Origin of the sequence: Thiogranum longum, assembly GCF_004339085.1 — a bacterium.
Taxonomy (GTDB): Bacteria; Pseudomonadota; Gammaproteobacteria; order DSM-19610; family DSM-19610; genus Thiogranum; species Thiogranum longum.
In genome coordinates this window covers 2584573-2609476 of record NZ_SMFX01000001.1, presented here as the reverse complement: position 1 = coordinate 2609476, position 24904 = coordinate 2584573, and the positions used below count along the sequence as shown (strand labels likewise).

Here is a 24904-nt window from a genome sequence, read left to right as displayed (position 1 = left end):
AGGTAGCCGATGAGCAGGGTACGTTTCGGTATTGACCTTGGAGGCACCAAGACCGAAATCATTGCACTGGATGAAGGTGGCGATGAATGTCTGCGCTGGCGTGTTGCAACGCCGCAGGGTGATTATCCCGCCATACTGAAAACCGTCACCGGGCTGGTAACGCGTGCTGAAGACGAGTTGGCCTGCCATGCCAGTATCGGCATCGGTACGCCCGGCGCCATATCACCAGCCAGCGGTCTGATGAAAAACTCCAATTCCACTTGCCTCAATGGCAAACCACTACGGGATGATTTGCAGCAAGCCTTGCAGCGCCCGATACGCCTCGCAAATGATGCAGACTGTTTTGCCCTGTCCGAAGCCAGCGACGGGATTGCCGCCGATGCCAGCAGTGTTTTCGGTGTGATTGTCGGGACCGGCACCGGTGCCGGCATTGTGGTTGACGGCAAGCTGTTGTCCGGTATCAACGCTATAGCCGGCGAGTGGGGACATAATCCGCTGCCCTGGCCGGCTGATGAAGAACGCCCAGGCCCGGATTGCTACTGTGGCCGATCGGGTTGTATCGAAACCTGGCTTTCCGGTCCCGCGCTGGAACGCCAGTATCAACAGGCGGGTGGTATATTTATTAATGCACAGAAAATTTCCGCCGCCGCAGCGCGTGACGAAGCGCTTGCCGTCAGGGTGATAGACGCCTATGTTGACCGCATGGCGCGTGCGCTGGCCGGTGTCATCAACCTGATCGATCCGGATATTATTGTGCTCGGTGGTGGGGTTGGAAATATCGAACGCCTGTATCGTGAAGTTCCACAGGTCTGGCAGCAATATGTTTTCTCGGATCGTGTTGACACGCAACTGCTGAGGCCGCTTTATGGCGATTCCAGCGGGGTCAGGGGCGCAGCGTGGCTATGGAGTCTGGAAGAAATATTACAAGGCTGAAGCAGAAAAGACAGGAAATGAACATACAGGTAAACAGGGATACAGAAGGGTATCTGATGCATGAGTGAAAAATCACAGTGCGTATTATTGGCGGAATACAACCGCCTGATGAACGGGCGCATCATCGAAGCTTCCGCCGGGCTGTCAGTTGCCGGGTTGGCCGAAGACAAAGGGGCATTTTTCAGCTCGGTGATAGGAACCCTCAACCATATTATGATCGGAGACATCCTGTGGTTGAAGAGATTCGCTTCGCACCCGAGTGCTTATGTTTCACTGGAGCCCCTGAGCAAGATAAAGAAGCCGGATCGTCTGGACCTGGTCCTTTTTGCCGACCTGTCTGTTTTTGCAGAAGAGCGGGAGGTGCTGGACAGTATTATTATCGCCTGGTGCGCTGACCTGAAGGAAGTCGACCTGGATCAGCCTCTCGGGTACACCAGTCACAACGGTGAGCGACATAAAAAACGAATGGGAGACCTGGTGCTACACATGTTTCTTCACCAGGTCCATCACCGGGGACAGATTACAACGCTCCTGTCACAGGCTGGCATCGATTTTGGCGAAACCGATTTGCCGGAAATCGTCCCTGACGAGGTATAGTTTTCCTTTTCAGACACCCTGGGCAGGGTATAGACAAGCTGTCGGCGGTGAGCGGGTGAGCTATCCTGCAATCTTGCGCATGACCGGCACATCCACCCCGTATTGATCCGCAAGTTCCAGGGCGCGTTGCAGGCGTGCCGGTGCACTGCGTCCCATGCACTTGTGTTCGGTATCACCGTTAAAAGCTTCCACCATGGCCTTGATCAGGGCTTCATGGTCGAAGTTGTGGCCAGTGAGCTTCTCCTGCAGGGTGATAACTTCACTGGCCACGGCGCGCGCCAGGTCCTGGTGTTGTGACCATAACTCACCGACTGTGCCGCCGGTTTTCAGGCCGGCAATGTTGGTGGTCAGGATGTAAACATTTTTACGTACCAGCTCGAACAGCAGCTGGTCTGCATCCTCCAGTACAGTGACAGGGATATCGATGTTGCCCAGTGCTTCGGCAAGCAGGCCGGCCTTGGGTCCGAAAGCAGGGGAAGGGATGATGACTTTGGCATCCTGGCCTTTTTTCTTTTCAAACCAGACGGAGATAACGGTGGGATTATCGTAGCCGTATTGTACCCAGTCGGCGGGGAGCAACTCGTTTTGCAGTAGCGCTATACGGTCGCGCCAGACGGTGGGGATCTGTTTCAGAACCGGGTGCAGGTCTTTCTCGGCAACGGCGATCAGTACCAGCTCCGGTGTCTTCAGTTCGGCAGCCAACGCCCCGCAGTCCGTATCACGGGTGACCGGGTAGACCGGGTGCCCGCTGCGCAAAAAGCCCCGCGCGAATACGCCGCCCATTTCACCCAGACCAATAATGACAATCGGATCTTTCATATGCATAACCCAAATATGACTGGCGGCGGATTATACCCGCCTTTTGCGTCTCGCGTAGAATGGCCTGCATGAGAGTATTTCTTGTCTTACTGGTTCTGGGCATGCTGACGGGCCGGGCCAGTGCTGCCGTGGAAGCCAGGGATGATGCAGGCCGTATTATCCACCTGGAACAGCCGGCACACCGGATTGTGAGTCTTTCTCCCCATGCGACAGAATTGCTGTTTTCCGCGGGCGCAGGCGATCGCGTGGTTGCCGTGTCCGAGTACAGCGACTGGCCACCGGCTGCGCGCCAGTTACCACGTGTCGGTAGTGGTGCCGGGTTGAATGTGGAAGCTGTTGTTGCGCAGCGGCCGGACCTGGTGGTGGCGTGGTTAAGTGGCAATGCCAGGTTGCAGCTACGCCAGCTGGAACAATTTGGCATTAAGGTTTTCTATTCCGAGCCACGCGATATAGATGGGATTGCCAGAAATCTTCTTGCACTCGGCCGACTGGCAGATAGTGAGGTAAAGGCGCAGCAGGCAGCTGAAGCATTTCGTGAGCGTGTAGACGCCTTGCGATCTCGTTACGCCGGTCGACGACCGGTGACGGTGTTCTACCAGATTTGGGATCAGCCACTGATGACCGTAAATGGTCAGCATCTGATCAGCCACTGGCTGAGCCTGTGCGGGGCTGTAAATATTTTTGATGATTTAGCAGACCTTGCCCCGGCAGTAGATCCTGAAGCTGTGCTGAAAGCTGATCCGGAGGTGCTGATTGCCGGTCGCCACCCCGGCAAAAGTGCTGGCTGGGAAGAGCGTTGGCGCCAATGGAAAAGCCTGCGCGCCGTTCAGGCCGGTCATCTCTACACTGTCCCGGCAGAACTGCTGGAGAGGCAGACACCGCGTGCCGTGCAGGCGGCACAGGAACTGTGTGAACACATTGATCAGGCGCGACAGGGTAATGTTAGCGGTCGTGACGCCACAGCACGTCCGGTACCCGGGCGCTACGGTTCAGGTGACGTGCCAGCACAAACAGGTAATCCGAGAGGCGATTGATGTATTGAACGGCAGCAGGGTTGATGGATTCAGTGCCGGCCAACGTGATCAGTCTCCGTTCAGCACGCCGGCATACACTACGCGCAAGGTGGCAGTGAGCGGCAGCCGTGCAGCCACCGGGCAGTATAAATTCTTTCAGCATTGGCAGGCTGGCGTTCAACGCATCGAGCTGTTGTTCCAGCTGTTCGGCAGCAGCTGCTTCCAGAATAGTGTGCCCGGGGATAGATAATTCACCACCAAGGTCAAACAGCTGGTGCTGTACTTCAGTCAATTCCGCTCGTATTTCCTCTGGCATTTCACCACTCAGCATGACTCCGATCAGGCTGTTCAGTTCGTCTATGGTGCCGATGGCTTCTATACGAAATGCATCCTTGGAAACCCGTGAGCCGTCACCGAGTCCGGTTTCGCCGTTATCGCCGGTACGGGTGTAGATTTTTGACAGGCGGTGTCCCATGCCTTCAGCTTCCGAGTAACTTGTATTGCACGGGGAGCCGAACTTCCAGAGATCCATTCTTTAGCCAGCGTCTGGCCTGGGGAAGATGTTCGATGCGCTTTACGGCCTTCAGTGCTGACTGGTCGAGAGTGCGGTAGCCGGAGGTTTGTATAATTTTCCATTCGGTCAGGCTGCCGTTGCTTGCCACACGTAGCGATAAAAGCACACGGCCTTCCCAGCCACGCTGTTGTGCCAGCCAGGGATATTCAAAGTGTTGTGCCAACCGGTTTCTCAATGCGGCGCTGATATATTCGCTGACAAGTTTGGTACTGCTGTGTTGCGTGGTTGTCATCTGCTGGCGCGAGGCCGGTTGCCTGGCTGTAGTATCGGAGTGTGGCGTTGTGTTTTCGGCCAGCGGTTGTGGTGTGCTTCCGGTAAATTGCGATACGTCTGTACCCTGCTTTGCCGCGACGGGGCTGACCGTTTTCGCTGCTACAGGAACAGGCGCGAGAATATTTTTTTTACGGTCGCTATCCCGTTGCAGGTCGTTTGCTGGCGCCAGGGCTTGTGTATTCCCGGCCCGGGCTATGCTGTGCTCAGTGCTTCCAGCCAGGGATGCGAGTGTTACCTGTAACGCCCGCGCTTCTCCACCAACGGTCAGTTGTTGAGTCCGGTCTGCAGCAGGCCATAGCATGAGGACGCTGTGGGCGAGCGTTGATGCAGTTACAAATACGGCAATGCGAAGATCCATGAGCAGGGCTGAGAGGGTCTGGAAAGATGCGCCACTGTACGCGTCAGGCGGATGGCCTGTCAATAGACGGAGACGGTAAGCCTATGAGTTTAAAGCCTGTTTTTGCTGTTAGCGATTTGCCGTTGAGCGGGTTCTGCGAGTGTATTAGGCTTCACCGATACTCAGACGGCAGGTGGGCAGGTCATGAACGGTTTACAGAGCGAATTTCATCGTGAGTTCAAGGGTACGTTTTATGGCGTGCTGCGCTGGGAACATCTCGATGAACTTTGGGAGCGTCTGAGAGCCGATGCAGCCGGTGAATGGTATGTATATGCCGTTGGCGAAACACCGCCGGAGGAGACCGCGGACGCTGATGACGTGCTGCGCTTTGTCGATGAGATCGATGTTTTACTGCGCAAGGAGCATGAGGAAGACTATTGTGGCATTGTCTATGTCGATGACCCGGCTAACCCCAGTTTCGTGAAAATCTTTGACCCGAACAACCTGGGTGTGTCCTGCGGATACAGTGATAACCCGCCCCTGCCCGGCTGGATTCTTTCCAAGCTGCCTCCAGCCGACTTGCAAGCGCCGATGCCGCAACCCGGCAACCGGCGCCGCTGGTGGCAGCGGCTGTTTTCCAGTTAATTTTTTTTGTCATTCCATCACTCCCAACAATACGGCTTCATACAGAATCAGTACGCCATAAACTGACAGCAGCAGTTTGAGTACCTGCTTGCCGCTGGTGACTTTCAGAATGCGAAAGTGCGAATGCATCAGCAGGAACAGGATGCCGATACAGGTAATGGCAATTTTGGTGGCAACAAAAGTGCCGATACCGATTTCCATCAGCTGTGCCATGAACTGATTGGCTTCATAGGCGCCACGATTGAGCAGCGTCAGCGTCAGCAGCGCATCCAGGCAGCTCAACAGGACAATGCCAAGGCCTGTCATCACCAGCCTTGGGTCATACCAGTCCAGGTAGTAGTTGTGTCCTTCACGGCGCGCATGCCGGCGGCGGCCGCGGCCATGCAAGCCACAGTAGGTTACGGTGCGCCAGCTGTGGCGACGGCGATCCAATTGATCACGCCGCTCTTCAGCACGGGACTGGCTGTTCAACGCTGTTGCTGTGTTGCCTGAAGGCATGATGACTTTTCCGCAGATTCTTTACTTAAACGGAGCAATTGCTATGCCGTTTGAGAAGATGCTGAAAACTCAGTCAGTTAGCGAATTACCCCGGTTGTCGCAATCTAAATGTGTAAAAATTTCCGATTAAAGCTGACTGGCCTGCAATGACGGATTATCAGAATAACATTCTATTAACAGCATGATAGGTGTCTATTTACGAGAGTTCGAGGTTACAGAGAGAAATTGCCCCAACTTACTATGTGTCGAAATAATTTACATTTATTGGGGTAGCCAGGCCTTTCCATGTGCTGTCTGGAGGGCTGTCAGAGGGTAGTTGAATGCCTGCTCCAGTGTTTCCGTCCGAAGGATATCCCTGCTTTCTCCGACACGAATTTGTGCCTGCCCACTCATCAGTATCGTGTGGTCACAGAAGCGCGCCGCGAGATTGATATCGTGTAACACCATGACAATCGCGGTAGCGTTTTTCCGGGTGTGGTCACGTAGTCGTTCCAGAATTTGAATGCGATGTTGCAGATCCAGATGATTTGTCGGTTCATCGAGCAGAAGCAGGCGGGGTTGCTGGGCAAGCAAAGAGGCAATAGCAACACGCTGGCGCTCACCGCCTGAGAGGGTCTGCACATCGCGTTCGGCAAAGCCACTCAGATCAACTTGTGTCAGGGCGTTACTGGCAATATCCCGGTCTGTCCTGGATTCCCACTGCCAACTGCGCAGGTAAGGGTGCCTCCCTTGCAAGACGGTTTCCATGACTGTCGCAGGGAAGTGGTCTTCCTGGTTCTGGAACAGCACACCAAGCCGCTGAGCGATATATTTACGCGCCAGTGTCTGGACAGGATTGCCTTCGAGTCGCACTTGTCCCGTGGTGGGTGAATGGAGCCCTGCCAACGTATGCAGCAACGTGGTCTTGCCGGCGCCGTTACGGCCAAGAATGCACCAGCATTGTCCGGGTTTTACCTCGAGGTTCAGGGTGCGGGCAAAGACTTTGTCGCCGATGCAGATGTCGACATCGGTGGTTTGCAGCAGCGGGATATTTTCAGGCATGCCGGTTGTCCTGCGAACGGTATAGCAGGAGCAGGAACATCGGTACCCCCAGCAGTGCAGTCAGTACGCCGACCGGCAGCATTTGTGGAGCTACCAGGCTGCGCGACAGTGCATCTGCAAATAATAAAAGCGCGCCCCCGAATAATGCGGCACCGGGGATCAGCAGACGATAATCCCGGGCGCCCGCAAGACGCAGCATGTGCGGTGCGATCAGACCGATAAAGCCGATGTTGCCTGCCTGTGTGACGGCCGTAGCGGTCGCCAGTGATGCCAGAATATAAAGGGTGAATCGAAGTTTGTTGACCTCTACACCGAGTGATGCGGCACGCAGTTCACCGCTGGCCAGCAGGTTCAGTGACGGGGACAATGCAATGGCAAACACTGCAGTAACCAACAATATAACGCTGCCGGCGACAGGCAGGTGTGCATAACCGAGATCGCCCATCAGCCAGAACAGCATACCCTGTATATGGCTGGCGGGACTGATGGCGAGCAGCAGGCTGATGAGCGCTCCCCAGCCAGCGGCCAGTACCACGCCGGTAAGTAACAGACGGGTGGTATTCCAGTTACCGTGTCCGCGCGCCAGTACAAAGACCAGTAGCGTTGATATCAGCGCTCCGGTAAAAGCCGAGGCCTGCAGAAGCAGTGCACCGGCACCCAGCAACAATGCCAGCAGCGCACCAACCGAGGCACCACCTGAGACACCGAGGATGTAGGGGTCAGCCAACGGGTTGCGTAACAGCACCTGCATAAGTGCGCCGGCGATTGCCAGCAAGGCGCCAGTGACGAAAGCGGTGGCAGTGCGTGGCAGGCGAAGCTCCAGCAGGATTTGTGTATTGAGTGTGCCACTGTCCGCAAGAAAGTCACTCAGCTGGAGCGTGGCAGTTCCGGTATCGAGGCTCAGCCAGAGTCCGGCCAGCGTGGCAAGACCGAGTGCTGCAAACAGAGGTAGAGGGCGTAGTGGCTTCACTGTGTCAACGCAGGCTGGTTACCGGCCAGCCGCGTTCGTTGGCCAGTGCGCGGAGCTTGTCATCCGGGTCGACAGCGACCGGGTAGTCGACCTGTTCGAGTAGGGGCAGGTCATTATGCGAGTCGCTGTAGAACCAGCTGCCGTCCAGTGTGGCACGATTTTCTTTCAGCCACTGTTGCAGGCGTTTGACTTTGCCGCCCTGAAAGCAGGGTTCGCCAATGATTCCGCCAGTGTACTCGCCATTGCGAAGTTCAGGCTCGGTGGCCAGCAAGTGTCTGATCCCGTAACGCGCTGCAATTGGCTCGGTAATAAAGCGATTGGTGGCAGTAATAATCAGTAATTCGTCTCCAGCAGCGCGGTGCCGATCAAGCAGCTGGTGGGCTTTTTCGAGCATGATGGGCTCGATCCGGGTAGCCAGAAATTCTTCTCGCCAGGCTTCCAGTTGTTGCCGGCTATGGTCGGCCAGGGGTTTAAGCTGAAAACGTAAAAATTCATGAATATCCAGGCTTCCGTCGAGATATTGGTCATAAAAGCGTTGATTTTCGGATTCATAGGCTTCGCCGTCGACGATGCCGTGTTCTGCAAGATAGCAGCCCCACAGATAGTCACTGTCGCCGGCAAGGAGTGTATTGTCGAGATCAAAGAGCGCCAAGGCCATGATTTTTATCCGTTAAGGTAAACTGCGTGTGCAGGATAGTCGTACCACCGACAAAGGTAAATCAGACTATACACGGCAGGGGTGTCTTCTCGAGTTTGAGCCTCCTTACCCTACGGATTTGCGCCGCTTGACGCCGTGTGTACAATGGTTTTATTCAATAAAAGATTCTATAGAGCGCGCAAGTGATTGATTCAAATGGTTATAGGGCGAATGTCGGGATTATCTTGACGAATCCGCAAGGTCAGTTGTTATGGGCGCGGCGGATCCGCCAGGATGCCTGGCAGTTTCCGCAAGGTGGTATTCAGGACAAGGAAACACCCGAGCAGGCCATGTATCGTGAGCTGGAGGAAGAGATTGGCCTGGAGCCGGAGCACGTGGACATTCTGGGATCAACACGTGGTTGGATGCGTTACCGACTGCCTGAGCGATTTATCCGTCATCATCAGAAACCGGTGTGCATCGGTCAGAAACAGGTCTGGTTCATGTTACGGCTGGTGGGCGACGAACGCTTTGTGAGGCTTGACCTGAGCGACAAGCCGGAATTCGATAACTGGCGCTGGGTGGATTACTGGCACCCGTTAAGTGAAGTGGTGCCCTTCAAACGCACAGTCTATAAAAAAGCACTGCACGAGCTGGCACCGCTGATCTTTCCCGACGGCAAGGTGCCGGATATGGCCACTCGCTGAGTGGCTTCACGGGCATTTGCCCTGACTTGAATGGAATCTGAAACTTGCTCGATACCCTGAGACGTATTATTCAGGAAGTGAATCGCGCGCCGGACCTGGCACGCGCGCTTTCCATTATCGTCACTCGCGTCAAACAGGCGATGGTGGTGGACGTTTGCTCGGTCTACCTTACCGATACGGAGAGACAGCAGCACGTATTGATGGCGACAGACGGGTATAACCCGGATGCCGTCGGCAAGGTAAGGTTCAACTTTGGCGAAGGCCTGGTCGGTGTGGTGGCGCGTCGTGAGGAGATGCTCAACCTCGATGATGCGTCTTCACACAAGGCCTATGTCTATACGGGCGAAATCGGTGAGGATCCTTTCCACGGTTTCCTCGGCGTGCCAATCGTCCAGCACCGCAAGGTGCTGGGCGTGCTGGTGGTGCGCCAGCGTGAGCGGAGACGTTTTGCAGAACCTGAGGAAACTTTCCTGTTTACCCTGGCTGCGCAGTTGGCGGGCGCTATCAGTCACGCGGGTGCCAGTGGCGATATCACTCACCTGCTGCAGCAAACCGATGAATCACGCTATGCCCTGAAAGGTAATTCCGGTACACCGGGCGCCGCAGTCGGTCATGCGCGCGTGGTGTACCCGATGGCAAATCTGGAAGCCATTCCGGATCGCCCGGCTGAGGATACAGAGACTGAAATTGCCGAGTTCCGTGCAGCAGTAGGTGCGGTCGAACGCGATATGCGCATGATGTCTGCGCGCATGGTCGATTCCCTGCCGGCAGAAGATATTGCACTGTTCGACGCGCTCATAATGATGCTGCGCAGCGAGAATCTTGTCGAAGGCACTATCGAAAGAATTCGTGCAGGCAACTGGGCGCCGGGTGCCTTGCGCGAGACGATTGTTGAACACGTCGATGCCTTCGAGGCGATGGAAGACCCGTACCTGCGAGAGCGAGCCAGCGATGTACGTGACCTCGGGCGGCGTATCCTTGAGCATTTGCAAAGCACCAGTCCGGTTCAGCGCTCCTTTGAACCGGATACCATCCTGGTCGGTGAAGAGATCAGTGCCAGTCAGCTGGCCGAAGTGCCGGTACAGTACCTGATTGGTGTTGTGTCAGCGCGTGGTTCAAGCGCTTCTCATGTCGCGATTCTGGCGCGTGCGCTGGGCATCCCTGCCGTGATGGGCGTTGAAGACCTCCCGGTCAATCGCCTGGAAGGCCAGAATATTGTTGTTGATGGTTATCAGGCGCGTCTGTTCGTGCGTCCGTCGCGCGCTATCCGTGAAGAATTTCAGCGCCTGCAGGAAGAAGAGGCGGCGCTGTCCCAGGATTTACTGGATCTTATAGAATTACCTTCGGAAACGCCTGATGGTGTACACATACCGCTATATGCGAACACCGGCCTGTTATCGGATATTTCGCCGTCGCTACGCTGCGGTGCCGAAGGGGTGGGCCTGTACCGTACCGAAGTGCCTTTCATGATCCGTGACCGTTTCCCGGGTGAGGAAGAGCAGTTTCGAATTTACCGCCAGGTGCTGGAGGCTTTTGCGCCATCACCGGTGACGGTGCGTACGCTGGATATCGGTGGCGACAAGGCACTGCCTTACTTCCCGGTAGAGGAAGAGAATCCCTTTCTTGGCTGGCGCGGTATTCGTATTGCGCTGGATCACCCGGAAATCTTTCTTACCCAGGTACGCGCGATTCTGCGCGCCAACGCGGGACTTGATAATTTGCAGTTGATGTTGCCCATGATCAGCAGCGTCAATGAGATTGACGAAGCTGCAGGCCTTGTGCGACGTGCGCACGAAGAACTGGTCGAGGAAGGTGAACAGACCACCTACCCGAAAATCGGCGTCATGATCGAAGTGCCATCGGCAGTCTACCAGGTACCGGCCATGTCAAAGCGTGTGGATTTCTTTTCCATTGGCAGCAATGACCTCACCCAGTATTTGCTGGCGGTGGATCGCAATAATGCACAGGTCAGTGATCTGTATAATGCGCTGCACCCCGCAGTGTTGCGCGCTATTCACCAGGTGGTTGTCGAGGCGCATGCACATCAACGCCCTGTAAGTGTGTGTGGTGAAATGGCAGGTGATCCCGCCGCGGCCCTGTTGCTGCTCGGTATGGGAGTGGATTCGCTGAGTATGAGTTCTGCCAGTCTGCTACGCGTGAAGTGGGTGTTGCGCAGTTTTAATACCGAAAAGATGCAGAGCCTGCTGGAAGAAACCTGGTTACTGGAAGATGCTACTGCCGTTCGCGCGTTGTTGCACAACAGTCTGGATGAAGCGGGCCTTGGTGGGCTGATACGTGCAGGCCGTTGATGTCGTGCCTGCTGTCAGCGGCGGCGTTTGAGCCAGATCCAGGTCCCGGTCAGCGACAACAGAATCAATAGCGCTGCAGCTATATCGAACAGCCAGGGTCCGGCCTTGCCGAAGAAACGCCCGCTGTGCAGGTCAAGGAGTACGCGCTCGACCGGCAGCACTTCCCCCCGGAAATGATTCTGCAGCAATTTTTTCAGACGCGGCTCCAGTGGTACGGGTGTGGCCCAGCGAATGTCACTGCCCTTGTTATCGAGTCGCTGCCAGCGGATAAAGTCTTTATCCGGCCGATATATCTCATGCCGGGTGCGCACGGCAAGCTTGCCCCCGGCATCGATACCGATCTGTTCTATCCCGGCAGGTACCCCGTCATTGCGTTTGAGGCGCTCGATCATTTCGCCGCGTGGTGTCAATAGCAGGATGTTGTTGTTGACACTAACGACCAGCATATCGCCAAGCTGTAATGCGCCGGTCAGATCGTGATAGTCGTCACCGATTTCCTTGCGGTCCAGGTACAGGTCATCACCCATCAGGGTGATGTGACGGTCACCGACCGGGAAGCTCAGGAGTTGATCAGGCGCTTCAATGCCGTACCAGTCGAGTATCCATGTGGATTGCACATGTGAGTCCCTGAACCTGAATGTTTCCGTGTGGTTTAGCAGAATACCGGTAAAGGCAATGACCAGTGTAAACAGTGCCGCAGCAACCCCCATGTAGCGATGCCACACGTAGAAGGAACGCAGCTTGAAGCGCTGTTTTCTATGGTGCTGTCTGGACATCCTGTTTTCCCGTGATGCTGTCAAGGTACAGGGCCAGGGCAGCAACCTTTTTCATCGCGGTTACCGACAGGGTGGCGCCCGAAATTCCATCGATATGCCTGTTCAACTCCTGCCGGTCATCGATGCCAATGCCCTTGAACTGATCGGTGAAGAAGGGATAACGTATTTCGCCCCCCCGGCTTTCCCGGAAGGCGAGAACCTTGATGCGCTCAAGTGTGCCATCGTTGACGATGACGCCAATGGTGATGGGTTGTTCCTTGCCGGTTTCTTCGAGTATCCATGCACTTCGTTGATCGCTGCGCCAGTAGCGGATACGCAGGGCGGGGTAATTATGGCCGAGGATACGTGCAACGGCTTGCTTGCGTTCACCGCTGAGCCAGACCATTGCCGGTTCTGGCACTTTGCCGTGAAAAGCTTCTTCAAGAAAGGCTTCCGCTGCGTTACTTTCATCAGCTGTTGCGGGGAGCCATAACAACAGTGCAAGCAGTGGCCATAAATTTTTCATGCTGCGCATAACAGTTTACCTGGAACGTAAAAAAGCTATGGGGCACAGCGTGCCCCATAGCCCTGCTGGCTGTATGTTTCCGGCAGGGTCAGAACTGATAACCGATACCCAGGTTAAAGCCATCTTTCTCGCCCGTGTTGCTTTCGTTATCCTGTTTCTGGTAATCCGCTTTCAGGACAACGTCCGGGTTCAGCCAGTAATTTACACCAACATCGTACTGTTTTTTTCCGGTATCTGCATTGTTTCCTGCCGCGTTGTCATACTGGTTGTAGCGGGCAAATACACCGAATTTTGGTGTCACTTTGTAGGAAGGTTCGATATAGAAGCCTTCCTGCTGGTCCGCGCCGACAGCCTTTGCACCACTGCCATCGATGTCCCACATGGCGTAAAGCGCGCGTAGCCCGAAGGGTCCACGCTGAATATCGGCGTGGGCTTCGTACAGCCAGGCACTGGCATCATTGTCGATGCCCTGGGTGATATTCTGCTGGTACTGGATCGAGGCGGCCAGCTCAATACCGGCCACTCCTGTCCACTTGATACGTGCAGTCGAGGCAAGGTCATGTGCATCGGCTTCGGCGCTCTTTTGCCGGCCCTTGCGGATGTTATAGGCGCTGTTGTTCAAACCTTCGTGGAGGGAAACGTCATAACCCCAGCCCGGCGCAATCTCGCCGCGTGCACCGACACCGGCGGCCCACCAGGTGGCAGGGATAATATTCTTTTCGACCGGGTTGCGTTCCACGCCATAGAAGGTAGGCGGTTCATGGGTTTCGTTCAGGATGCCGACCGGGATGAGTGATACCCCGCCGCGGACATGGTGTCGATCATTGAGGTCGTACTCGATATACGCCTGCTCAAGTTCGACTTCGCCCTTGCCTGAACCATCTGCGGTGTCCTGGCTAAAGGCGTGTTCCAGTTCGAGTTCAGAAAAGAACCTCAGGCGATCCGTAAACTGGTGACCAAAAAAGAGTACGAAACGGTGGAAGTCCAGTGACTTTTCGCTGCCGTTATCGGTATCGAGATTGTTGTAGTGGAGTTCACCATAGCCGCCGACCCGGGTTTTACCGCTCGCAAGGGAAGTGCCGTGTGAACCATCCGTTGTCTGTTCTTCTATGGCCTGGACAGTGGCTTCGACTTTCTCGTCAGTATCTTTCTGGACGGCCTTGAGTGCGTCGATCTCTTTCTGTTGCTTCTGGATGATGTCCCACATGACTTCCGGAGAAGGTAGTTGGGCTGCACCTGCCGTTGTGGTCAGGAGTGCGGCGGCAAGACTGATACCTGTTTTCATTGATCGCTTCATCTTCATTTTCCTGTTGTCCTCGGTGCGGATTGGTTTCGACTGGTTGCACATTATAGGAAAAATTAAACTAAATGCAAATCGTTCGCATTAAGATAATATTAGTCTATGTTTGAGAGAGGAAACGCAGAAGGGCGGGGCGTTGGTCAGGCCGGTCGAATGACAGCAAGCAGCACGATCGCTACCAGCAACAAAGCAGGTATCTCATTGAACCAACGATAGAATATTCCCGAGTGGGAGTTTTTACCGAGACGAAACTGTGTCACGATACGAGTACACTGGAAATGGTAGAGGATGAGTGCTGCAACCAGCACCAGTTTTAGCTGCAGCCAGTGCTCCACAAGCGGCCAGTGCCAGCCGGCCAGCAGCCAGAAACCAAAAAATGCTGCCAGTATGGCGCCCAGTGTCATGATGGCCAGCAGTTTGCGTTCCATGATGACAAAGCGCTCATGCCCGACCTGGTCCTGGCAGTCTGCGTGATAAACAAACAGCCGGGGCAGGTAAAACAGTCCGGCGAACCAGGTCACCATAAAGATAATATGAAAGGCCTTGATCCACAGCATGGTCAGTTGGCACTCGCTGTCTGCGAGTTGCCGGACCGGGCCAGCATATCGTTAATCATCGCACGAACCTTGTCCATGTCCATCTCCCCGATCTTCTGGTGAACGATACGGCCATCGGGCGCAATGAGAAAATTACTGGGAGTAAGGCGGACATCGCCAAAAGCATGTGCCGCCTCACCCTTGATATCAAGGGCAATGGGGTAAGGTATTTTTCGCGTGCCGGCTAAAGCGATAACCTGGTTTGGCGGGTCGTAGGGCATGGCGATACCGATGATCTCCAGTCCTTTCGGTGCAAGCGCTTTATACAGTGCTACAAGGTGGGGCATTTCCTTGATGCAACCCGGGCAGGTCGTGGCCCAGAAATTAACCAGCACGGGTTTACCGCGCAGTTGTGACAGCGTGATTTTATCTCCATGGATCGTTGACAGCGTGATATCCGGTGCCTTGGAAAGACCGGCCGGGGCCAGCCACAGGTAACCCATGCCGGCAACCAGCGCCAGTGCAAACAGTGCGATCAGGTTATCTTTCAGTTTCATGGCGAAATGGTACCGTGTTGGTCAGTTCAGCGCGAACAGCCATACTCATTGCGAACACAGCGCGGCAATCTCCCATGTCTGCCACGAGACTGAAAGAGATTGCCGCGCTGTGCTCGCAATGATGTATTAATCAGGGCTTAATCTACAGGTGTTTTCTTTTCCACGGGTGGTGGAAGGAAATTACGGGCCAGTTCACGGTAAATAGGCTCCGGACAGACAATGCGGGATGTCGCGTAGGCAATGAAAGCGGTTGCCATCAATGGCAGCAGCAGTTCCTGGTTATCGGTCATCTCCATCACGATGACAAAAGCGGTTATGGGCGTTTGCACGACACCGGTAAAGTAACCGACCATGCCGAGGATGATAATGGCGGACACCGGCATTGATGGCATCCAGCTGGCAATTTCCGCCCCTACGCCGGCACCGGTTGCCAGCGAGGGTGCAAAGATACCGCCGGGGATTCCACTCAGGTAAGAGAAGATTGTCGCCAGCATTTTCATAAGAGGGTAGCTTTCCGGCAATGTGCTGGAGCCGGTAAGGATAGATGAAGCCTCCTCATAGCCGGTGCCATAAGCCGTGTTACCGGACAGGTAACCGGCGCCGGCGATACCCAGGCCACAAAGTATGGCAATAATTACCGGGCGGCGCTGCATGACCGGCGCCAGGCGCCTGGTCCCCTGGATAAGAATAGTGCTGAATAGTCCGCCCAGCAGGCCGCCGACAATACCGCAAACAAGGATTGGCACCAGCATTTGCGATGTCTGTAATCCGGCTGAGGTGCTACCGAAGTAGGTGTAGTTACCTTGTACCACCACGGCAGTTATACCGGCTATGAAAACACCCGTCAGTAGCACGCCACTGGTGCGCTCTTCAAACGAGCGTCCCATTTCCTCCACAGCAAACAGAATGCCGGCCAGGGGAGTGTTGAAGGCGGCTGCAATACCGGCTGCACCCCCGGCAAGGATCAAGCCACGATCCATATAGTGGTGCGGGAACTTGGCGAAGCGCCCCAGCGAGAACATGATGGCTGCACCGATGTGAACGGTCGGTCCTTCGCGGCCTATCGATGCGCCGCTGAGCAGGCCGAGCAATGTCAGCAGGATTTTCCCGAAGGCAATCCGGAACGACAGAAGCACAGTGCGCGAGGTATGTTCGGGCAATTGCAGGGCGGCAATCGATTGCGGGATGCCGCTGCCCTGGGATCCCGGAAAAACTTTCCGGGTCAGCCAGGAGACCAGTACCAGGCCGACCGGGCAGAGGATGAAGGGCACCCAGTCTCCATAGTCGAGCAGCGTATGAAAGCCCTTTTCGACGTACACAGTACTGATGGCAAAGCCGGAGGCGACCAGTCCAACCACAACTGCACCGGCCCAGAAGATCAGCCGGATTTTCCAGGCGTCCGGCGACAGCAGGTCTTTCCCGGAATTGCGAAGATGAGTCAGCATGAGGTGTTGTCGCCCTGTGGCATCCTGGAGAATACGGGGTGTCTGCGGGCGACATGGTATTTTCTCCGGCGCGCACATGCAATTGCCGTGCATGGACAAACTGTGGTGTTGTGCGGAGAATGAGCGTCTTTGATGTCATAAACGCGACGGAACCCTTCATGATCAAGGTTGGCGTAGTAGGCGGGACCGGGTATACCGGTGTTGAATTGTTGAGATTGCTGGCGTTGCATCCCGGGGTGCAGCTGGAGGCGGTCACCTCGCGAGGCGAAGCGGGTACGCCGGTGGCGGACCTGTTCCCGAACCTGCGAGGACATGTCGACCTTGATTTCAGTGAACCGGATCCGGAGCGACTGGCGGCGTGTGAGCTGGTGTTTTTCGCCACCCCCAACGGCATTGCCATGAAAATGACAGAGTCGCTGCTGAATGCGGGTGTGAAGGTGATCGATCTTGCAGCAGATTTTCGCCTGAAAGATCCGGCCTTATGGGAGGCGTGGTATGGCATGCCCCATGCCTGTCCGGGTTTGCTGGAAGAGGCGGTGTACGGTTTGCCCGAAGTGAATCGCAAATCGATCGCCGATGCCCGCCTGGTGGCCAATCCGGGTTGTTATCCCACGGCGGTACAGCTTGGTTTCATGCCCTTGCTGGAGTATGAGGGGATCGACCTGTCCTGCCTGATTGCCGACTGCAAATCCGGGGTTAGCGGTGCCGGGCGCAAGGCAGCCGTGGGAACACTGCTGGCGGAAACTTCCGAGAGCTTCAAGGCCTACGGAGTGCCGGGGCATCGCCATTTACCGGAGATCCGGCAGGGTCTGGAAACCGTTTCCGGCCAGCAGGTAGGGCTTACTTTCGTGCCGCACCTGACGCCGATGATCCGTGGCATACATGCCACACTGTACTTGCAGCTGGACGATCCGGACCTGGACCTGCAATCCCTGTTTGAAGCGCGCTACCGGGATGAACCGTTCGTCGATGTGCTGCCGGCCGGATCACACCCGGAAACCCGCTCCGTCAAAGGTGCGAATCACTGCAGGCTGGCGGTCCACCGCGCGCCTGCATCGAACGTGGTTGTAGTGCTTTCCGTTATCGACAACCTGGTCAAGGGCGCAGCAGGCCAGGCGCTGCAGAACATGAATATCATGTTCGGGCTGGATGAAGCCGCCGGTCTGCGCGGCATTGCCTTGCTGCCCTGATGAGGATGCAAACGCGATCCGGGCGAGCTTGTTCCCGTGGATAGCAGTCAACGCAAGATACTGGTGTATTCACCGAGGATGTTGTGGCTGTTGCTTGGCATACTGGTTTTACTGGCCTTGCTGGGCGCGTCGATGGCGTTCAATTTCGGCAAGCAGTATGCCGGTGATGAATTGGTGCAGCTGAAGTCGGAACGTGGTCACCTGGATAGCCAGATCGAAAAGCTTGAAAAACGTAATCGTGAATTGCGTGAGCGGGTGGCGGTGCTGGAGAAATCGAGTGAGATCGACCGGCTTGCAAACCTTGAAGTGCGCGATTCCTATGCGGCCCTGCAGAATGAGCTGCTGGAGTTACGGAGAGAGCTGGAATTTTATCGCGGTATTGTGTCGCCCGGTGGTGAAAAAGCCGGTTTGCGTATACAGCGTCTTGAACTGGTTCCCGGACATGAGTCAGGGCATTTTGACTATAATCTGACCCTGACGCAGTTGAAACGTAATGATCGCTATGCGCGTGGCACCATCGCGCTTGAAGTCGAAGGCTTGCAGGATGGCAAACAGGTCAAACTGCCGCTGTCAGCGCTGACGCCTGGAGATGCTGCAGTCTTGAACTATAAGTTCAGGTATTTCCAACATTTTGCAGGAGAACTCGTGCTGCCTGACGGCTTTGAACCACAGCGGGTGACCGTCCGTTTGAAACCCCGGGGTAAAGGGCAGCCATCTGGCGTCGAAACAACAATGGAGTGGCCGACCTGAATGACAGGCCGGTCTTGCCAGGCTAAGGAGACAACAATGTTTGGATGGGGAAAAAGTGCCGGCTGTTCCGGTATCGACACCATTATCGGTCAACACACGCGCCTGAAGGGAAATATTCACTTCAGCGGTGGCTTGCATATCGACGGCCGGGTCGAGGGAAATATTATTGCCGAGTCGGGCTCCGGGGCCGTGTTGACGGTGAGTGAGCAGGGCGCCATCGAAGGTGACGTGCAGGTCCCCAACCTGGTATTGAACGGAGCCGTAGTGGGTGATGTCCATGTCAGCGGGCGGGTTGAACTGGCCAGCCATGCGCGGGTTACCGGTAACCTCTACTATTGCCTGATCGAAATGGCGATGGGGGCGGAAGTAAACGGAAATATGGTACATCGGAAAGCACTTGATCCATCAGAATTGTCAGGCAATGAGGAGGCCCCGGTATTGGGGGAGTCGAGCATGACGGCAATCAAGTAATACTTGACCAAATTACTAGGTAAATGCATACTGAGTGCATCGGAATTTCAGTAATTGAGTGGAGCCGGATCAATGAGCGAAAACACTGCCCAGAATATGGAAACTTCGGAAGAACTGCTGGTTTTCACCGATGATGCCGCCAGAAAGGTAAAGAGTCTGGTCGAGGAAGAAGACAACGACAAGCTGATGCTGCGCGTTTTTGTAACAGGTGGTGGCTGCTCGGGCTTTCAGTACGGCTTCACGTTTGAGGAAACGGTCAACGAGGGCGACACAGAGATTGAAAAGGATGGCGTCAAGCTGGTTGTCGATCCCATGAGTTTCCAGTACCTGGTCGGCGCAGAAGTCGATTACAAGGAAGACCTGGAAGGTGCACGCTTCGTTATTCGTAACCCGAACGCAACCACGACCTGCGGCTGCGGCTCGTCCTTCGCGGTCTGATAAACGCTGTAAGTTTTTTGAAAAGGCGCAATTTTTGCGCCTTTTTTCATTCTGGAGAGGGCATTCCAGATGCGTTAGCCGTCAGGCTCTGTAGAATACCCCCCCGTCATGCCTGGCGCGAAAAGCCGCGCCCTGTAATCAGGAGATAGGAATGAGCGAATACCTGCCCGGCCTGGAAGGTGTGCCGGCGACACAGTCGAATATTTCGGACCTGGATGGCAATCTTGGCATCCTGACCTACCGTGGTTATCCCATCGAGGAGCTGGCGCTCAACAGCACCTTCGAGGAAACGACCCTGCTATTACTTGACGGTCGCCTGCCTACCGCCGATGAACTGGCGGCGTTTGAAAAGCATTTACGCGCCAGTCGCGTGGTCAAGTACAACGTGCGTGACATTATGAAGTCCCTGCCAGCTACCGGGCACCCGATGGAAATGCTGCAAACTGCCGTGGCCAGCCTTGGTATGTTCTATCCGGGTGATGAATGTCTCACCGGAGGGATGCAGTGCCAGGATCTGAATTATGTGCACAACATGTCAGTCAAGATTATTGCCCGCATGGCAACGATCGTGGCGAACTGGGAACATGTGCGTAACGGCTACGATCCAATCCCACCGCGCAAGGATCTTAACTATGCCGAAAATCTGCTGTACATGTTCAGCGGCGAAGATCCGGATCCCCTGCTGGCACGCATCATGGACGCCTGCCTGATCCTGCACGCGGAACATACCATCAATGCCTCGACTTTTGCGGCGCTGGTGGCAGGCTCCACACTGGCCAGCCCCTTCCTGGTGGTGGCGGCTGCCGTTGGTACCCTGGCAGGCCCGTTACACGGCGGTGCCAACCAGCGGGTGGTGGAAATGCTGAAGGAGATCGGCCGACCGGAAAATGTCCGGCCCTGGCTCGAAGAACAACTGGCCAAAAAGGCCAAGATCTGGGGTATGGGTCACCGTGAATACAAGGTAAAAGATCCTCGTGCGACTATCCTGCAGAAAATGATGCGCGAATTAATGGAGCAGCGAGGCGGTAATATGGGGCCGTTGTTCGAAACAGCGCTGGCCCTGGAAGAAGCCTGTGAAGAAAAACTGGCGCCCAAAGGTGTGTACGCCAACGTCGATTTCTATTCAGGGATTCTCTACCTGGAGATGGGTATTCCACCGGACCAGTTCACTTCGATTTTTGCTGTTGCGCGTTCCGCCGGCTGGTTGGCGCATTGGCGTGAACAGCTCGGTGATAATCGTATCTTCCGCCCCACCCAGGTCTATTCCGGTGAGTCGAAGCGCAGCTACGTACCGATCTCTGAACGTCATGCGAAATAGACTGCACCCAGTACCACGGGATGTGAGGCGCCAGTAACAGAGGGCAGATTGCCTGGCTGACCCTGCAGTGTTGCTTTCGCCAGCCAGGCGAAGGCAACGGCTTCCACCCAGTCCGGGTGCAGACCGAAGTCCTCGGTCGAAGCGATTTCTATATCTCCCAGGAATTCAGCAATTCGCTGCATGAGTAGCGTGTTATGCGCGCCACCTCCGCACACCAGTAACTGACGCGTTCCGGCAGCATGTCGCCTGACGGCGTCAGCAATGGTCCTGGCCGTAAATTCCAGTAGCGAACGTTGTATGTCTTCTGCTTTTGCCGGGCTTGTCAGCCGCAGTCGACCGAGCTGTTCGTCAAGCCAGTTTGCGCAGAACACTTCACGTCCCGTGCTTTTGGGCGGGACCTGTTGCAGGAAAGGGTGCTCAAGCAGCGTTTCCAGCAAGGCTGACAGACATTCCCCTTGTGCCGCCCATGCGCCGCCCTTGTCGTAGGGATCGTGGCGGTGCCTGCGGTGCCAGGCATCCATCAGGACATTGCCCGGCCCGGTATCGAACCCCAGAACCGGAGCTGCCTTGCCTGGAAGAACCGTCAGGTTTGCCATACCGCCAATATTGAGCACAGCACGGTCTTGATCGGGGCTGGAAAAAACAGCCTGGTGAAATGCGGGAACCAGCGGGGCACCCTGGCCACCGGCAGCGATGTCACGGCGGCGGAAATCGGCAACGGTGGTGATGCCGGTGATTTCAGCAATACGATTCGGATCACCGCACTGGTGGCTGAAAGCCGGGGTACTGTTCGGTGCATGGAAAAGGGTTTGTCCATGACTGCCAATGGCGAGAATGTCCTCTGCAGCTATCCCGGCTTCCCGGGCAAGCGACTGTGCAGCATAGGCAAAGGTTTCGCCCGTGAGTGCATCGAGTTGCCCCAGGCTGTGGAGTGAAACCACCTCCGGTTGATCGACAATCTGTGAGAGTTGTTGACGGATCGCGTCTGGCCAGGCGAATGTCTGTGCGCAAACAAGTTCGGGACGGGCGTTCTGCAGATCGACCAGCACAGCATCGATACCGTCCATGCTGGTGCCAGACATCAGGCCAAGGTAGTACTCAGCCATGAAATACGTGCATGTACAGTAGTATGCGGCCGCTCACTCTTTCAGAGCGATGGCCTGTGACCTGGCAAGTTCCAGGCGAGCCAGCAGGTTTCCGGTTTTCAGTTTGAAATCTGCCATGTAGGTGCGTTGCAGGGGTGCGGCATCCGGCAGCTTTACGGTAAGTGGGTTGCGGTGTACGCCGTTAACGCGGAATTCATAATGCAGATGTGGTCCGGTTGCCAGGCCGGTGCTGCCAACGTAACCAATAACCTGGCCCTGCTGGACGCGACTGCCATTGCGTAGACCACGGGCATAACTGTTGAGGTGTGCGTACAGGGTGCTGTAGCGACTGCCGTGCTGAACCACTACTGTTTTGCCGTAGCCCCCTTTTTTGCCGCGTAAAACGATCTTCCCGGCGCCTGTCGCCTTGACCGGGGTTCCGCGTGGTGCGGCATAGTCCACACCTTTATGGCTGCGGATGGTGTTCAGGATGGGGTGCTTGCGGCCAAGACTGAAGCGCGAGCTGATACGCGAGAAGGTCACCGGGGTGCGCAGGAAAGTCTTGCGCATGCTGCGGCCTTCGGGCGAATAGTAGTCGGTATGATCGCGCGCATCTGTATAACGTACTGCCTGGTGAGTTTTGTCGCGGTTTATAAACTCGGCGGCGAGGATGTTGCCCGTACCAATACGCTCCCCGTCAAGGTAGAGGTCTTCGTATATCACAGTGAAGCGGTCACCCTTGCGGATGTCCAGGGCAAAATCGATGTCCCAGCCAAAGATGTTGGACAGCTCCATGGCAATATTTTCGGGCAAATGAGCCTTTTGAGCGGCGAGAAACAATGAGCTGTTGATTTCGCCGGTCGCCTGGACTTTACGGCGTTCCGGTGCCCGGGTGACCAGTTGTGCGTCGAAATTATCACCGTTACGTGAAACCTCGATCTGGTTCAACGCATCGATTTCATATTTCAGTTCCAGCAGGCCGTCTTCAGGTGTGGTTCGCAGGCGTAGCGTTTGACCTGGATAGATTCTAGTCAGTTTTTTGGCGACTTTTCCGCTGGCGATCAGGTGATGGAGCTGTGTGGCCGGAATGTCCTGTTTTGAGAAAATACGCGCCAGACTGTCGCCTTCGCGCACCGTAACAGTGTGCCATTCACCTTTTGCGAGAGGTGCTGGTGCAGGCTCAGGTTGCGTGGCCGCATCTTCTTGTCGAGGTTCGGCGACAGTTGTTTCCATGTACGTGCCGGCACTTTCGGATACCATTTCAGGTACCGGCAAGTCAATTGATAACTCTTTGACTTTTATGGCGTTTGCATCAAATGATGTCAGTGAGAACAGGCCGATGGCCAGGCCGGAAGCCGAACCAAGCAGAGCCCACCGAAGGCCTTTCGGTGAACGTTTTGACGACCGGCTATCGCTCCAACCGGTGCTGTAATCCCGCAGTGATGAGTTGTTGTACCGCACTGAAATCCCTTTTAAATAAGTATGTAAAGCTAACTGACATAGGCCGCCGGGGTCAACCGGTGAATCAATATTCAGGTATTTCAAGGCAGAAAGCATGCCACCCTGGCTCGGTTATCGGCAGAGGTGTGATACCCTTTCGCCTTATTTTTCAGGGATCCGGGAGAGGTTGGATGTCGCAGCAAGAGGCGCTTGAGCAGATCAGGCGGGGTGCAGAGGAAATTCTGGTTGAATCAGAGCTGGTTGAGCGCCTGAAAACCGGTAAGCCATTACGTGTTAAAGCGGGTTTTGACCCGACAGCACCTGACCTGCACCTTGGGCATACCGTGTTGCTGAACAAACTGAGGCAGTTCCAGGATCTGGGCCATGAGGCCATCTTTCTGATAGGCGACTTTACCGGCATGATCGGAGATCCAACCGGCAAAAATATCACGCGCAAGCCTTTGACTCGCGATGAAGTCATCGAGAATGCAAAGACTTACGAGCAGCAGATATTCAAAATCCTTGATCCGGAAAAGACACTTGTGATGTTCAACTCCAGCTGGATGAACGAGATGTCGGCGGCTGATCTTATTCAGTTGGCGGCGAAACATACGGTCGCCCGGATGCTGGAGCGCGATGATTTCAACAAGCGATACGGCTCTGGCCAGCCCATCGCTATCCATGAATTTCTTTATCCTCTTGTGCAGGGATATGACTCGGTAGCGTTGAAGGCAGATGTTGAGCTGGGAGGTACGGACCAGAAATTCAACTTGCTGGTTGGCCGGCAGTTGCAGGAAGCCTATGGCCAGAAACCCCAGACTGTTTTGACGATGCCTATTCTCGAGGGGCTGGATGGCGTGCAGAAAATGTCAAAATCACTGGGTAACTATATCGGTATTGCAGATGCGCCAGACGAAATGTTCGGCAAGCTGATGTCGATTTCTGACGATTTGATGTGGCGTTACTTCGAATTGCTAAGTTTCAGACCTCTTTCAGAGATCAGTAAGTTGCGACAGCAGATGGAAGAAGGCCGTAATCCTCGCGATATCAAGTTTGAGCTGGGTGTCGAAATTGTTGAGCGTTTCCACACCCGGCAGGCGGCCGAGCAGGCGCAGCAGAATTTTGTGGAGCGTTTCCAGAAGGGTGCCATGCCAGATGATATGCCGAAGGTTGAGCTTGTGGCTGATGCCGGAGGCATCCCGATTGCCAATGCGCTGAAAGATGCAGGTTTAACGTCAAGCACGTCGGAAAGCATGCGTATGATCCGTCAGGGTGCAGTTAAACTGGATGGAGAAAAAATTTCTGACGCAAAGCTAAGGCTGGATCCCGATCATGAGTTTGTTTGTCAGGTCGGAAAACGGCGTTTTGCGCAGGTGAGAATCGTTTCGGCCTGACATCCTCTACATACAGTAAGGCAGCCTCCAGTGTAGTTACGCCTTGCGCGGCGGCTCATCGGTGCTGGTTGCGCCATGCTGCCTCACCGACGGATACGTCAACCGTATGGTTTTACTGTAGTTGTTTTACTTCAGGGCAGCGCCAGAATTTATTTCCTTTTTTGAGTTGACGGTCGGCAAACGGCCTGTATAATGCGCGCTTCGCTTCGGGGTGGCACAGGTTGTTTGAGTTGGCCGGAAGCGAGAAAAGTATTGACGAGATCGGCATTTGTAAGTCATAATTGTCGGTCTACGCTGGACGAGCGCCAGCGGGTTCATTAACAAGTCAGATTAGGTAATTTGTGTG

Annotated in this window: 27 protein-coding genes; 12 read left to right on the top strand and 15 right to left on the bottom strand. The window is 55.2% G+C overall.

Annotated features, from left to right (window positions below):
* The first annotated feature begins 9 nt into the window (after positions 1-9).
* Together DFR30_RS12720 and DFR30_RS12715 are read left to right on the top strand one after the other, a co-directional pair.
* Positions 10-933, top strand: a complete 924-nt coding sequence (locus tag DFR30_RS12720; protein ID WP_132973807.1) for an ROK family protein — start codon at positions 10-12, stop codon at positions 931-933.
* A 60-nt stretch (positions 934-993) separates the two neighbouring features.
* Positions 994-1530 carry a DinB family protein gene (locus DFR30_RS12715; RefSeq protein WP_132973805.1) on the top strand — a complete coding sequence of 179 codons (537 nt, stop codon included), beginning with the start codon at positions 994-996 and terminating at the stop codon, positions 1528-1530.
* Positions 1531-1590: 60 nt separating this feature from the next.
* On the opposite strand, the gene DFR30_RS12710 is transcribed toward DFR30_RS12715, so the two are convergent.
* Positions 1591-2349, bottom strand: a complete 759-nt coding sequence (locus tag DFR30_RS12710) for a ketopantoate reductase family protein (RefSeq protein WP_132973802.1) — start codon at positions 2347-2349, stop codon at positions 1591-1593.
* Between the two features lie 101 nt (positions 2350-2450).
* Between DFR30_RS12710 and DFR30_RS12705 the strand changes: the two genes are divergently transcribed.
* Positions 2451-3383 (top strand): cobalamin-binding protein, encoded by a 933-nt coding sequence (locus tag DFR30_RS12705; RefSeq protein ID WP_132973800.1) that lies wholly within the window; start codon positions 2451-2453, stop codon positions 3381-3383.
* Here DFR30_RS12705 and DFR30_RS12700 read toward each other — a convergent pair.
* Entirely contained in the window at positions 3292-3837 is a 546-nt protein-coding gene (locus DFR30_RS12700) for a cob(I)yrinic acid a,c-diamide adenosyltransferase (RefSeq protein WP_132973798.1), read from the bottom strand. The genes DFR30_RS12705 and DFR30_RS12700 overlap by 92 nt on opposite strands.
* 4 nt (positions 3838-3841) lie before the next feature.
* Positions 3842-4567, bottom strand: coding sequence for an energy transducer TonB (locus DFR30_RS12695; protein ID WP_132973796.1), 726 nt, complete (start codon positions 4565-4567; stop codon positions 3842-3844).
* A 183-nt stretch (positions 4568-4750) separates the two neighbouring features.
* Between DFR30_RS12695 and DFR30_RS12690 the strand changes: the two genes are divergently transcribed.
* On the top strand, positions 4751-5191 hold the full coding sequence (locus tag DFR30_RS12690) for a hypothetical protein (RefSeq protein WP_132973794.1): 441 nt from the start codon (positions 4751-4753) through the stop codon (positions 5189-5191).
* A gap of 9 nt (positions 5192-5200) precedes the next feature.
* Here DFR30_RS12690 and DFR30_RS12685 read toward each other — a convergent pair whose 3' ends face one another.
* From DFR30_RS12685 to DFR30_RS12670, 4 genes are all read right to left on the bottom strand, one after another.
* Entirely contained in the window at positions 5201-5689 is a 489-nt protein-coding gene (locus DFR30_RS12685; protein WP_132973791.1) for a DUF5658 family protein, read from the bottom strand.
* 261 nt (positions 5690-5950) lie between these two features.
* Positions 5951-6730, bottom strand: a complete 780-nt coding sequence (locus DFR30_RS12680) for an ABC transporter ATP-binding protein (protein WP_132973789.1) — start codon at positions 6728-6730, stop codon at positions 5951-5953.
* Positions 6723-7700, bottom strand: coding sequence for a FecCD family ABC transporter permease (locus DFR30_RS12675; RefSeq protein ID WP_132973787.1), 978 nt, complete (start codon positions 7698-7700; stop codon positions 6723-6725). Before DFR30_RS12675 ends, DFR30_RS12680 begins: the two co-directional genes overlap by 8 nt.
* A 4-nt stretch (positions 7701-7704) precedes the next feature.
* The gene (locus DFR30_RS12670; RefSeq protein ID WP_132973785.1) at positions 7705-8358 is read right to left on the bottom strand and encodes a histidinol-phosphatase; all 654 of its coding nucleotides are present in this window, start codon (positions 8356-8358) and stop codon (positions 7705-7707) included.
* 182 nt (positions 8359-8540) lie between these two features.
* Here DFR30_RS12670 and DFR30_RS12665 point away from each other — a divergent pair, with 182 nt between their 5' ends.
* Positions 8541-9044, top strand: coding sequence for an RNA pyrophosphohydrolase (locus DFR30_RS12665; protein WP_132973783.1), 504 nt, complete (start codon positions 8541-8543; stop codon positions 9042-9044).
* A 44-nt stretch (positions 9045-9088) separates the two neighbouring features.
* Entirely contained in the window at positions 9089-11353 is a 2265-nt protein-coding gene (ptsP, locus tag DFR30_RS12660; RefSeq protein ID WP_132973781.1) for a phosphoenolpyruvate--protein phosphotransferase, read from the top strand.
* Between the two features lie 14 nt (positions 11354-11367).
* Here ptsP and DFR30_RS12655 read toward each other — a convergent pair whose 3' ends face one another.
* The 6 genes from DFR30_RS12655 to DFR30_RS12630 all read right to left on the bottom strand — a co-directional run bounded on the left by DFR30_RS12655 (position 11368) and on the right by DFR30_RS12630 (position 16472).
* Positions 11368-12129, bottom strand: a complete 762-nt coding sequence (locus DFR30_RS12655; RefSeq protein ID WP_132973779.1) for a PepSY domain-containing protein — start codon at positions 12127-12129, stop codon at positions 11368-11370.
* The gene (locus DFR30_RS12650; RefSeq protein WP_132973777.1) at positions 12110-12643 is read right to left on the bottom strand and encodes an FMN-binding protein; all 534 of its coding nucleotides are present in this window, start codon (positions 12641-12643) and stop codon (positions 12110-12112) included. The genes DFR30_RS12655 and DFR30_RS12650 overlap by 20 nt, the downstream gene beginning before the upstream one ends.
* Positions 12644-12722: 79 nt before the next feature.
* A complete protein-coding gene (locus DFR30_RS12645) occupies positions 12723-13931 on the bottom strand; it encodes a porin (protein ID WP_132973775.1) in 1209 nt (402 codons plus the stop codon).
* Between the two features lie 143 nt (positions 13932-14074).
* Positions 14075-14491, bottom strand: coding sequence for a CopD family protein (locus DFR30_RS12640; protein ID WP_132973773.1), 417 nt, complete (start codon positions 14489-14491; stop codon positions 14075-14077).
* 2 nt (positions 14492-14493) lie between these two features.
* On the bottom strand, positions 14494-15027 hold the full coding sequence (locus DFR30_RS12635; protein ID WP_132973771.1) for a peroxiredoxin family protein: 534 nt from the start codon (positions 15025-15027) through the stop codon (positions 14494-14496).
* 137 nt (positions 15028-15164) lie between these two features.
* Positions 15165-16472 (bottom strand): chloride channel protein, encoded by a 1308-nt coding sequence (locus DFR30_RS12630; RefSeq protein WP_132973769.1) that lies wholly within the window; start codon positions 16470-16472, stop codon positions 15165-15167.
* Positions 16473-16630: 158 nt separating this feature from the next.
* Between DFR30_RS12630 and argC the strand changes: the two genes are divergently transcribed.
* From argC to DFR30_RS12605, 5 genes are all read left to right on the top strand, one after another.
* Complete coding sequence (argC, locus tag DFR30_RS12625; protein WP_132974480.1) at positions 16631-17662, top strand: N-acetyl-gamma-glutamyl-phosphate reductase; 1032 nt, start codon at positions 16631-16633, stop codon at positions 17660-17662.
* Between the two features lie 36 nt (positions 17663-17698).
* The gene (locus DFR30_RS12620; protein ID WP_132973767.1) at positions 17699-18412 is read left to right on the top strand and encodes a DUF6776 family protein; all 714 of its coding nucleotides are present in this window, start codon (positions 17699-17701) and stop codon (positions 18410-18412) included.
* A 36-nt stretch (positions 18413-18448) separates the two neighbouring features.
* Complete coding sequence (locus DFR30_RS12615; RefSeq protein WP_132973765.1) at positions 18449-18883, top strand: bactofilin family protein; 435 nt, start codon at positions 18449-18451, stop codon at positions 18881-18883.
* A gap of 96 nt (positions 18884-18979) precedes the next feature.
* The gene (gene erpA / locus DFR30_RS12610; protein ID WP_424565410.1) at positions 18980-19321 is read left to right on the top strand and encodes an iron-sulfur cluster insertion protein ErpA; all 342 of its coding nucleotides are present in this window, start codon (positions 18980-18982) and stop codon (positions 19319-19321) included.
* A 151-nt stretch (positions 19322-19472) separates the two neighbouring features.
* Complete coding sequence (locus DFR30_RS12605) at positions 19473-20639, top strand: citrate synthase (protein WP_132973761.1); 1167 nt, start codon at positions 19473-19475, stop codon at positions 20637-20639.
* Here the strand turns inward: DFR30_RS12605 and DFR30_RS12600 are convergent.
* Together DFR30_RS12600 and DFR30_RS12595 are read right to left on the bottom strand one after the other, a co-directional pair.
* The gene (locus DFR30_RS12600; protein ID WP_132973759.1) at positions 20627-21745 is read right to left on the bottom strand and encodes an anhydro-N-acetylmuramic acid kinase; all 1119 of its coding nucleotides are present in this window, start codon (positions 21743-21745) and stop codon (positions 20627-20629) included. The two genes, DFR30_RS12605 and DFR30_RS12600, sit on opposite strands and share 13 nt — an antisense overlap.
* A gap of 33 nt (positions 21746-21778) precedes the next feature.
* Complete coding sequence (locus tag DFR30_RS12595) at positions 21779-22957, bottom strand: OapA family protein (protein WP_243640738.1); 1179 nt, start codon at positions 22955-22957, stop codon at positions 21779-21781.
* Positions 22958-23355: 398 nt separating this feature from the next.
* On the opposite strand from DFR30_RS12595, the gene tyrS reads away from it, so the two are divergent.
* Complete coding sequence (gene tyrS, locus DFR30_RS12590) at positions 23356-24558, top strand: tyrosine--tRNA ligase (protein ID WP_132973755.1); 1203 nt, start codon at positions 23356-23358, stop codon at positions 24556-24558.
* The last annotated feature ends 346 nt before the right edge of the window (positions 24559-24904 follow it).

Bases quoted from the DNA above. Each gene is read 5' to 3' on its own strand.
- DFR30_RS12640 (WP_132973773.1), bottom strand. From the start codon at position 14,491: ATGCTGTGGATCAAGGCCTTTCATATTATCTTTATGGTGACCTGGTTC.
- DFR30_RS12685 (WP_132973791.1), bottom strand. From the start codon at position 5,689: ATGCCTTCAGGCAACACAGCAACAGCGTTGAACAGCCAGTCCCGTGCT.
- DFR30_RS12715 (WP_132973805.1), top strand. From the start codon at position 994: ATGAGTGAAAAATCACAGTGCGTATTATTGGCGGAATACAACCGCCTG.
- DFR30_RS12695 (WP_132973796.1), bottom strand. From the start codon at position 4,567: ATGGATCTTCGCATTGCCGTATTTGTAACTGCATCAACGCTCGCCCAC.
- tyrS (WP_132973755.1), top strand. From the start codon at position 23,356: ATGTCGCAGCAAGAGGCGCTTGAGCAGATCAGGCGGGGTGCAGAGGAA.
- DFR30_RS12635 (WP_132973771.1), bottom strand. From the start codon at position 15,027: ATGAAACTGAAAGATAACCTGATCGCACTGTTTGCACTGGCGCTGGTT.
- DFR30_RS12710 (WP_132973802.1), bottom strand. From the start codon at position 2,349: ATGAAAGATCCGATTGTCATTATTGGTCTGGGTGAAATGGGCGGCGTA.
- DFR30_RS12705 (WP_132973800.1), top strand. From the start codon at position 2,451: ATGCTGACGGGCCGGGCCAGTGCTGCCGTGGAAGCCAGGGATGATGCA.
- DFR30_RS12655 (WP_132973779.1), bottom strand. From the start codon at position 12,129: ATGTCCAGACAGCACCATAGAAAACAGCGCTTCAAGCTGCGTTCCTTC.
- argC (WP_132974480.1), top strand. From the start codon at position 16,631: ATGATCAAGGTTGGCGTAGTAGGCGGGACCGGGTATACCGGTGTTGAA.
- DFR30_RS12630 (WP_132973769.1), bottom strand. From the start codon at position 16,472: ATGCTGACTCATCTTCGCAATTCCGGGAAAGACCTGCTGTCGCCGGAC.
- DFR30_RS12605 (WP_132973761.1), top strand. From the start codon at position 19,473: ATGAGCGAATACCTGCCCGGCCTGGAAGGTGTGCCGGCGACACAGTCG.
- DFR30_RS12700 (WP_132973798.1), bottom strand. From the start codon at position 3,837: ATGGGACACCGCCTGTCAAAAATCTACACCCGTACCGGCGATAACGGC.
- DFR30_RS12600 (WP_132973759.1), bottom strand. From the start codon at position 21,745: ATGGCTGAGTACTACCTTGGCCTGATGTCTGGCACCAGCATGGACGGT.
- DFR30_RS12720 (WP_132973807.1), top strand. From the start codon at position 10: ATGAGCAGGGTACGTTTCGGTATTGACCTTGGAGGCACCAAGACCGAA.
- DFR30_RS12645 (WP_132973775.1), bottom strand. From the start codon at position 13,931: ATGAAGCGATCAATGAAAACAGGTATCAGTCTTGCCGCCGCACTCCTG.
- DFR30_RS12615 (WP_132973765.1), top strand. From the start codon at position 18,449: ATGTTTGGATGGGGAAAAAGTGCCGGCTGTTCCGGTATCGACACCATT.
- DFR30_RS12680 (WP_132973789.1), bottom strand. From the start codon at position 6,730: ATGCCTGAAAATATCCCGCTGCTGCAAACCACCGATGTCGACATCTGC.
- DFR30_RS12670 (WP_132973785.1), bottom strand. From the start codon at position 8,358: ATGGCCTTGGCGCTCTTTGATCTCGACAATACACTCCTTGCCGGCGAC.
- DFR30_RS12690 (WP_132973794.1), top strand. From the start codon at position 4,751: ATGAACGGTTTACAGAGCGAATTTCATCGTGAGTTCAAGGGTACGTTT.
- erpA (WP_424565410.1), top strand. From the start codon at position 18,980: ATGGAAACTTCGGAAGAACTGCTGGTTTTCACCGATGATGCCGCCAGA.
- DFR30_RS12650 (WP_132973777.1), bottom strand. From the start codon at position 12,643: ATGCGCAGCATGAAAAATTTATGGCCACTGCTTGCACTGTTGTTATGG.
- DFR30_RS12595 (WP_243640738.1), bottom strand. From the start codon at position 22,957: ATGGAAACAACTGTCGCCGAACCTCGACAAGAAGATGCGGCCACGCAA.